This is a genomic window from Pyxidicoccus fallax (genome assembly GCF_012933655.1).
GTDB lineage: Bacteria > Myxococcota > Myxococcia > Myxococcales > Myxococcaceae > Myxococcus > Myxococcus fallax.
On sequence record NZ_JABBJJ010000667.1, the window covers coordinates 1 to 2,015 of the forward strand.

Consider the following 2,015-nt stretch of genomic DNA (forward strand, 5'->3'; position numbering starts at 1 on the left):
CACCCGCTCCACCCGCACCTCCACCGGGCGGCCCCGGCCGAACTTCAACGCGTTGGACAGGAGGTTCGTCACCACCCGGTCCAGCCGCAGCCGGTCCCACCGTCCCACCAGCCCCAGCTCCGCGTCGAACATCAGCCTGCTGCCCGCCTCCTGCGCCTGCTCGGCGAAGCGCTCCACCACCTCGTGCGCCAGCTCCGCCAGGTCCACCGGCGCCACGTCCAGCACCAGCTTCCCCGACGACAGGCGCGACAAGTCGAGCAGGTTGTGCAGCAGCTGCCCCAGCCGCTGCGTGTGCTTCAGCGCCGTGCCCAGCCCCTCGCGCACCTTCTCCGCGTTCTCCGTCAGCCCCGTCCGGTGCAGCCTGCGTAGGAGCAGCTGCAGCGTGTTCAGCGGCGTGCCCAAATCGTGCGCCGCCACGCCGATGAGCTCCACCGCCTCCTGCGCCTCGCGGAACAGGCGCGCGTTGTCCAGCGCGAGCGCGGCCCGTCCCGCCAGCTCCTCCACGAGCACCTGGTCCGTCAGCGTCAGCCGCCGCCCCGGCGTGGAGGTGAGCAGCGCGAACACGCCCCGCGTCTGCTGCCCCACCCGCAGCGGCACGCCCATGTACGAGTAGATGCCCACCTTCTTCATCAGCTCCAGGTGCTCCTGGCTCTCCGCCCCATGGGCCAGTCCCTCGAACGTCACGTCGCTGATGAGCTCGGAGTGCCCCGTGCGCAGCACCTCCCAGACGCCACGGGGGGAATCGGGCGCGGGCGAGTAGCGCTCCAGCCAGGCCCTCATCCACTGCTCCTTCTGGGGCACCGCGTGCGTCACCGAGCGGAGGGTCAGCTCGCCCGAGGGTGTCGTCAGGAACAGCACGCACGCGTCGGCCACCTCCGGCACCATCAGCCGCGCCAGCTCCGTCACCGTCTGGTCCGGGTCCAGGAACTGGTGGAAGAGGCGCCCGGCCTCGGCGAAGAGGCGCTGCGTGCGCTCGGCGCGCCGGCGCTCGGTGATGTCGCGCGACACCTTCGCGAAGCCCTGCAGCCGCCCCTGCGCGTCATGCAGCGCGGTGATGATGACCTCCGCGAGGAAGCGCGTGCCGTCCTTGCGCACGCGCCACCCTTCCGTCTTCAGCCGCCCGTCGCGCAGCGTCCGCGCCAGGTTCTTCTCCGGCTGCCCGGCCTCCACCTCCTCGGGCAGGTAGAAGATGGAGTCCGGACGCCCGAGGATTTCGCTCTCCTGGTAGCCCGTCATGCGCTCCGCGCCCGGGTTCCAGCTCACCACGCGCCCCTGCGCGTCCAGCAGGTCCAGGCCGTAGTCCTGCACGCCCTCCACCAGCAGTTGGAAGCGCCGCGCCTGGGACTCCGCCTCCTGGTGGAGCGGCCGCAGCCGCCGCGTCAGCACCCACGCCAGCACCGCGGCCACCATCAGCCCCAGGCCGGAGACGAGCAGGATGAGCCCGAGCACCCGCCGGTCCGCCGCCACCGCCGACTGGATGCCCAGGGCCAGCCTTTCCTCGCAGCGCTCCGCGAGCAGCTGCAGTGCGTCGAAGGCGCGGCGGCGGGATTCGCTCACCTGCGACTCGAAAATCTTCTCCAGCTGCTCAGGCCCGGCGCCGCTCTTGCTGGCCTCCGCCAGCGCGCGCACGGTGTTCTCGTGCTCCAGTTCCGCGTGGGCGGCGGACTCCAGCAGCGCGGACACGGGCTCGCGACCGAGCCGGGGCTTCAGCCGCTCGTACGTGGCGATGAAGCGCCCACGCGACGCCGCCATGTCCTGGGCGAAGAGCGGGTCTCCCGACATCGCGTAGCCGCGCCCGCTGGACACCTTGTCGCTGAAGGCGCGGCGCAGGCGCTCCACCTCCAGCAGGTCCATGGACAGGTCGAGGATGCGGGCCTTGCTGCTCGTCTGCACCGACAGCAGCGCCACCACGGACGTCCCCGCGAGCACGAACGCCACCAGCAGCGAGGCGATGAAACCCGCGCCCACGCGCTGTGCGAACGTCCACGGTCGCCCCACGCCTCCCTCCCCCCGCC

The 2,015-nt window shown here is 72.0% G+C and carries 1 protein-coding gene; it reads right to left on the minus strand.

Annotation, left to right across the window (positions count from 1 at the left end; all coding sequences use genetic code 11):
• The coding region (locus HG543_RS53305; RefSeq protein WP_169352627.1) for a PAS domain S-box protein at positions 1–1,998 on the minus strand (1,998 nt) is incomplete at its 3' end.
• Between the last annotated feature and the right edge of the window lie 17 nt (positions 1,999–2,015).